Raw genomic sequence first — 6,321 nt, 5'->3', positions numbered from 1 at the left:
ACGAGATCGCGGACCTCTCCGAAAAAGTCGGCGCCAACGTGCAGGAGGTCGCGCGCGGCATTGGCCTGGACAACCGCATCGGCACCAAGTTCCTGCATGCCGGTCCCGGCTTCGGCGGCTCGTGCTTTCCGAAGGATACCAAGGCGCTGATCAAGATCGCGCAGGACTATGACGTGTCCTTGCGCATCGTCGAATCCGTGCTGGCGGTCAACGAGAACCGCAAGCGCGCGATGGCGCGCAAAGTCAGCCAGGCGCTCGGCGGCTCGCTGCGCGGCAAGACCATCGCGGTGCTTGGTCTCACCTTCAAGCCGGATACCGACGACATGCGCGATGCGCCGTCGATCCCGCTCGTCACGGGCCTGATCGACATGGGCGCCAAGGTGCGGGCGTTCGATCCGGTCGGCATGGAGCAGGCCAAGGGCGAACTGCCCAGCATCACCTATTGCGAGGATGCCTATTCCTGCGCTGAAGGAGCCGATGCGCTGGTCGTCGTCACCGAATGGGTGCAGTTCCGCGGCCTCGATCTCGACCGGCTGAAGGCGACCATGACGCAGCCCGTCGTCGTCGATCTCCGCAACATCTATAGCCCCGACGACATGCGCGCCGCCGGCTTCACCTACGAGAGCGTCGGCCGGCCGCCAGTCCAGGGCTGATTGTTACATACGATTGTCATACCCCGCGAAGGCGGGGTATCCAGTAATCCCGATCTTCGTGATGATCGGGATCTGAGTTTACTGGATCATTCGCCCGGTGCGCGTCTGCGCACAGGGCGGTGATGACGGACCGAGACCTTGCCCCGCAACTTCGACACGCCCCTCCCGATCGACGCCGTGCTCGACGACCTCTCGCGCACGCTGGAGGCGCATAACGCGGCCGTTCTGGTAGCCCCGCCCGGCGCCGGCAAGACCACGCGCGTGCCGCTGGCGCTGCTCGATGCGCCCTGGGCCAACGGCAAGAAGATCATCGTGCTGGAGCCGCGACGTATCGCGGCACGGGCCAGCGCCGACCGCATGGCCAAATCGCTTGGCGAGCGCGCCGGCGAAACCGTCGGCTATCGCGTCCGCTTCGGCTCGAAGATCTCGCGCGCGACGCGCATCGAGGTCGTGACCGAAGGTATCTTCACCCGCCAGATCCTCGACGACCCCGAACTTTCCGGCATTGCCGCGATCCTGTTCGACGAATTCCATGAGCGCTCGCTCGATGCCGACATGGGCCTTGCGCTGGCGCGCGACGCGCAGACCGGCCTGCGCGAGGATCTACGTATCCTCGTGATGTCGGCGACGCTCGACGGTGCCCGTGTCGCAAGACTGCTCGGTGAAGCGCCCGTCGTCGAGAGCGAGGGCCGCGCCTTTCCGGTCGAGACGCGTTATCTCGGCCGCAAGGCGGACGCGCCGATCGAGCGGCAGATGGCGGATGCGATTGCGTCTGCGCTGCGCGCGGACAGTGGCTCGGTGCTGGCGTTCCTGCCGGGCGCCGCCGAAATCCGCCGCACCCAGAATTTTCTGACCGAGCGCGTGCAGGATGCCAGCATCGAAATCGTGCCATTGTTCGGCGCGCTCGACGCCGCCGTGCAGGATCGCGCCATCGCGCCGGCGCCGAAGGGCTCGCGAAAAGTGGTGCTGGCGACCTCGATCGCGGAGACCTCGCTGACCATCGAAGGCGTGCGCATCGTGGTCGATTCCGGTCTCGCCCGCGTGCCGCGCTATGAGCCCGATATCGGCCTGACGCGGCTCGAGACCGTGCGCGCCGCGCGTGCAGCGGTGGACCAGCGCCGCGGCCGCGCCGGCCGCACCGAGCCCGGTGTCTGCTACCGGCTCTGGGACGAGCCGCAGACCGCCTCGCTCGCGCCCTACACCCAGCCGGAAATCCTCAGCGCGGACCTGTCCTCGCTGGTGCTCGATCTCGCGCAATGGGGCGTTGCTGATCCCTCTGCGCTGTCGTTCCTCGATCCGCCGCCGCAGCCGGCCTGGAAGGAAGCCAAGAGCCTTCTCAGCGAGCTCAACGCACTCGACGGCGATGGCCGTATCACCGCGGAAGGAAAAAGCCTGCGCGCGCTGGCGCTGCCGCCGCGGCTGGCGCGCATGATCGTGGATTCGCATCGTGCCGGCGAGGGCGAAGCCGCCGCGGAGATTGCCGCCATCATCACCGAGCGCGGGCTTGGCGGCGACAGTGTCGATCTCGAGCACCGCCGCGACCAGTTCCGCCGCGATCGCTCGCCACGCGCGGCGAGCGCGCGCGATCTGGCGCGGCGCTGGGCCTCGCAGGTGGCGGCATCAGAAAAGGCCGTGACCGCTGAGGACGATCTCTCCACCGGACTGATGCTCGCCTATGCCTTCCCGGACCGCGTCGCGCGCAATCGCGGCAATGGCAGTTTTGTGCTGGCCAACGGCCGCGGCGCCGCCGTCGATCAAACCTCCTCGCTCGCCCGCGCGCCCTACATTGCAATCGGCGAGATGACGGGAACGGCCGCGAGCGGACGTATCCTGCTCGCAGCCCAAATCACGCAGGATGACATCGAGCGACATTTCGCCGAGCACATCGAGACCGTCGACGAGATCTCGTTCGATCGTGGCGCGATGGCGCTGCGCGCGCGGCGCAAGCGCGCGCTGCATGCGATCACGCTCTCCGAGGCCACATTGGCCGTGTCGCCCTCGGAGGACACCGCGCGGATTTTTGCCGATGGCCTGATCGCCGCCGGCTTCGACCGGCTGCCCTGGTCGAAGGCCGCCAAGCAATGGCGCGACCGCGTGATGTTCCTGCGCAAGGCCGAGGGCGATAGCTGGCCGGATCTCACGGACGACGGGCTGATCGCGCGGCGCGACGATTGGCTGGTGCCGGCGCTCTACGACAAGATCGCGCTGAAGGACATCTCCCCCGGCGATCTCTCCGACGCGCTGATGGCGCTGCTGCCTTGGGAGATGCGCGCGCGGCTCGATCGCGAGGCGCCGACCCATTTCGAGGCGCCGACCGGCAGCGTGCTCGCGATCGACTACGAGGCCGAGCAGGGGCCGACCATCGCGGTGCGGCTCCAGGAACTGTTCGGCCTCAACACCCATCCCTCGATTGCGGCCGGCAAGGTGCCGCTGGTGCTGGAATTGCTGTCGCCGGCGCAACGCCCGGTGCAGGTGACGCGCGATCTGCCAGGTTTCTGGCGCGGCAGCTACGCCGCGGTACGCTCCGATCTGCGCGGCCGTTATCCGCGCCATCCCTGGCCGGACGATCCGGCAAGTGCCCTGCCGACACGGCGGGCAAAGCCGCGCGGCACGTGAAGGCCCATTAACCGTTCGCTCATCCTTTTCGTCAAAATAGCAGCGCCCTGACCGCGGCTTCGCTCGCGGCCGGGCGTGTCGCGTGGTGAAATCGGGCTTTCCGGCTCGGAAGCGGTGTGATGCGTAACATAATGATCTTCGCGGCCATCATGATCGGCCTCGGCACCTTCATGGCGCAGATGGCGGACAAGATGAGCTCTGCGTCGGCCACCGCGGTGCCGCGCACGATGGTCGCGGTTGCGGCGGCCACGCCGGCCGGCGGCCGCAGCCTCGCCATTTCCCGCGACGGCCGCGGTCATTTCCAGACCGAGGGCCGGATCGATGGCCAGCGCATCGGCTTCATGGTCGACACCGGCGCGTCCGTGGTTGCGCTGAACGAGACCTCGGCCGCCCGCTTCGGTCTCCGCCCCTCGCGCAGCGACTACAACGCCGCCGTCTCGACCGCCAACGGCACCATCAAGGCCGCGCGCACCCGCATCGCCATGCTCGATGTTGGCGGCCTCATCGTCCGTGACGTCGACGCCATGGTGCTGCCCGACGAGGCGCTGTCCGAGAACCTGCTCGGCCTCTCCTTCTTGTCCCGCCTCAAGCGCTTCGAATACGCCAACGGCCAGATGGTGCTGGAGCAATAAGCGGCTTCAAGAGCTCGCGCTGACGAACGGTCGTTCGCACTATTTTTTGGACGGCGCTCGCGGAAGTTTCGCGCGGGGCAGCGCTTTCCCGTTACCAAACTGCCGCAATTATAAGCCATAAGCTGCCATTCCCGCCTTCCGCTGCGGCCCGGCATTCGCTAAGGCTGCGTCAAATCCTGCCCTTTCCACGAGAACCGCTCAATGTTTCCCAAGCCGAAATCCGTCTTGCTGCCCAACACCTACGCCTTCGAATCCGAGCCGATGGTGAAACCGACGGGCTTTCGCGAGTACGACGCGCGCTGGCTGTTCCAGAAGGAAATCAACCTGATGGGAATCCAGGCGCTCGGCATGGGGCTGGGCGCGCTGATTGCCGAGCTCGGCGTCAAACAGGAGATCGTCACCGGCCACGATTTCCGCGGCTACTCGGCCTCGATCAAATACGCGCTGATTTCCGGCCTGATGGCGGCCGGCTGCAAGGTGCACGACATCGGGCTTGCGGTGACGCCGATGGCCTATTTCGCGCAGTTCGACCTCGACGTGCCCTGCTGCGCCATGGTCACCGCCTCGCACAACGACAATGGCTGGACCGGCGTGAAGATGGGCGCCAACCGTCCGCTGACCTTCGGTCCCGACGAGATGACGCGGCTGAAGGAGATCGTCCTCAACGCCGAGTTCAAGAACAAGGCGGGCGGCTCCTACCAGTTCCACGAGAATTACCCGGCGCGCTACATCGCCGATCTCACCAGCCGTCCGAAGCTGACGCGCAAGCTCAAGGTCGTCGCGGCCTGCGGCAACGGCACCGCCGGCGCGTTCGCGCCGCAGGTGCTGGAGGCGATCGGCTGCGAGGTGATTCCGCTCGACACCGAGCTCGATCACACCTTCCCGAAATACAATCCGAATCCGGAAGACATGGAGATGCTGCACGCGATCCGCGACGCGGTGCTGCATCACAAGGCCGATGTCGGCCTCGGCTTCGACGGCGACGGCGATCGCTGCGGCGTCGTCGACAACACCGGCGAGGAGATCTTTGCCGACAAGGTCGGCGTGATGCTGGCGCGCGACATGTCGGCGATCCACAAGGACGCGCAGTTCATCGTCGACGTCAAATCGACGGGCCTGTTCATCACCGATCCGGTGCTGCAGAAGCAGGGCGCCAGGACCGCCTATTGGAAGACCGGTCATTCCTACATGAAGCGCCGCACCCACGAGACCGGCGCGCTCGCCGGCTTCGAGAAGTCCGGCCACTTCTTCTTCAACAAGCCCTATGGGCGCGGCTATGACGACGGCCTGGTGTCGGCGATCGCGATCTGCGACATGCTCGACCGCGCGCCCGGCAAGTCGATGGCCGATTTGAAGAACGCGCTGCCAAAAACCTGGTCGTCGCCGACCATGTCGCCGCACTGCGCCGACGAGACTAAATACGGCGTCATCGACCAGGTCGTGAAGCACTTCGAGGGCCTGCAGGCCAAGGGCGCGAAGATCGGCGGCCAGGCGATCCGCGATCTCGTCACCGTCAACGGCGTGCGCGTCACGGTGGAAGATGGCAGCTGGGGCCTGGTGCGGGCTTCTTCCAACAAGCCCGAGCTGGTGGTCGTGGTCGAGAGCCCGGTCTCCGAGCAGCGCATGCACGACATGTTCGAGATGGTGAATAGCGTGCTCCGCACCCATCCCGAAGTCGGCGAATACAATCAGACGATTTGAGAAAGTCGGCGTTCACCACGCCGCTGTCATGCCCCGCCTAGTGCGCAATTGCGCACGGGAGCGGGGCATCCAGTACGCAGCGGCCTTTCCGAATACGATTGACGTCTCTGGAATACTGGATCGCCCGGTCAAGGCCGGGCGATGACAGCTTCCGTGTGGTGAAGAAGAGCTAAGCCGCCACCACCGCCGGGATCGGCAGCGCCGTCACCGACTTGATCTTCTCCATCGCGAAGCGCGAGGTGACGTTCTTCAGCGGCACGGCGGCGATCAGCTTCTTGTAGAACACGTCATAGGCCTGCATGTCCGCGACCACGACGCGCAGCATGTAGTCGACGTCGCCGGCCATGCGATAGAACTCCATCACCTCGGGCATGGCGCTGACGGCTTCGGCGAATTTCTTGAGCCAGGCGTCGGAATGGTCGGAGCTTTCCACCGACACGAACACGGAGATGCCGAGCCCGATCTTGTTCTGATCGACCAGGGCCACCCGCTTGATGATCACGCCGTCGGCCTCGAGGCGCTGGATGCGCTTCCAGCAGGGGGTGGAGGACAGGCCGACGCGGTCGCCGATCTCGGCGACGGACAGCGAGGCATCCTCCTGGAGGACCATCAGAATCTTGCGGTCGATGGCATCGAGGCGGCGGCTGGTCTCGGGCAGCTGGACAGCGAGGTCAGTCATTTGAAGAACTTTGTTCCATTTCAGGGGCTTATTTCCCTGA

5 protein-coding genes are annotated in these 6,321 nt (G+C 65.9%); 4 read left to right on the top strand and 1 reads right to left on the bottom strand.

Annotated features, from left to right (window positions below; genetic code table 11):
* The 4 genes from RAD15_RS42160 to RAD15_RS42145 form a co-directional block, all read left to right on the top strand.
* The coding region (locus tag RAD15_RS42160; protein ID WP_458184589.1) for a UDP-glucose dehydrogenase family protein at window positions 1–653 on the top strand (653 nt) is incomplete at its 5' end.
* A gap of 138 nt (window positions 654–791) precedes the next feature.
* Window positions 792–3,269, top strand: coding sequence for an ATP-dependent helicase HrpB (gene hrpB / locus RAD15_RS42155; RefSeq protein WP_458184588.1), 2,478 nt, complete (start codon window positions 792–794; stop codon window positions 3,267–3,269).
* A gap of 119 nt (window positions 3,270–3,388) precedes the next feature.
* Complete coding sequence (locus RAD15_RS42150; protein WP_458184587.1) at window positions 3,389–3,901, top strand: TIGR02281 family clan AA aspartic protease; 513 nt, start codon at window positions 3,389–3,391, stop codon at window positions 3,899–3,901.
* Window positions 3,902–4,102: 201 nt separating this feature from the next.
* The gene (locus RAD15_RS42145) at window positions 4,103–5,602 is read left to right on the top strand and encodes a phosphomannomutase/phosphoglucomutase (RefSeq protein ID WP_458184586.1); all 1,500 of its coding nucleotides are present in this window, start codon (window positions 4,103–4,105) and stop codon (window positions 5,600–5,602) included.
* A 169-nt stretch (window positions 5,603–5,771) separates the two neighbouring features.
* Here RAD15_RS42145 and RAD15_RS42140 read toward each other — a convergent pair whose 3' ends face one another.
* Entirely contained in the window at window positions 5,772–6,281 is a 510-nt protein-coding gene (locus RAD15_RS42140) for an Lrp/AsnC family transcriptional regulator (protein WP_458184585.1), read from the bottom strand.
* Window positions 6,282–6,321 lie beyond the last annotated feature (40 nt).

The organism is Bradyrhizobium sp. 14AA (genome assembly GCF_054185205.1).
The sequence above is the reverse complement of the archived record's forward strand: the minus strand, read 5'-3'. Positions and strand labels throughout refer to the sequence as shown.

Excerpts from the sequence above, each read along its gene's own strand:
- RAD15_RS42145 (WP_458184586.1), top strand. The coding sequence starts at position 4,103 with ATGTTTCCCAAGCCGAAATCCGTCTTGCTGCCCAACACCTACGCCTTC.
- RAD15_RS42150 (WP_458184587.1), top strand. The coding sequence starts at position 3,389 with ATGCGTAACATAATGATCTTCGCGGCCATCATGATCGGCCTCGGCACC.
- RAD15_RS42140 (WP_458184585.1), bottom strand. The coding sequence starts at position 6,281 with ATGACTGACCTCGCTGTCCAGCTGCCCGAGACCAGCCGCCGCCTCGAT.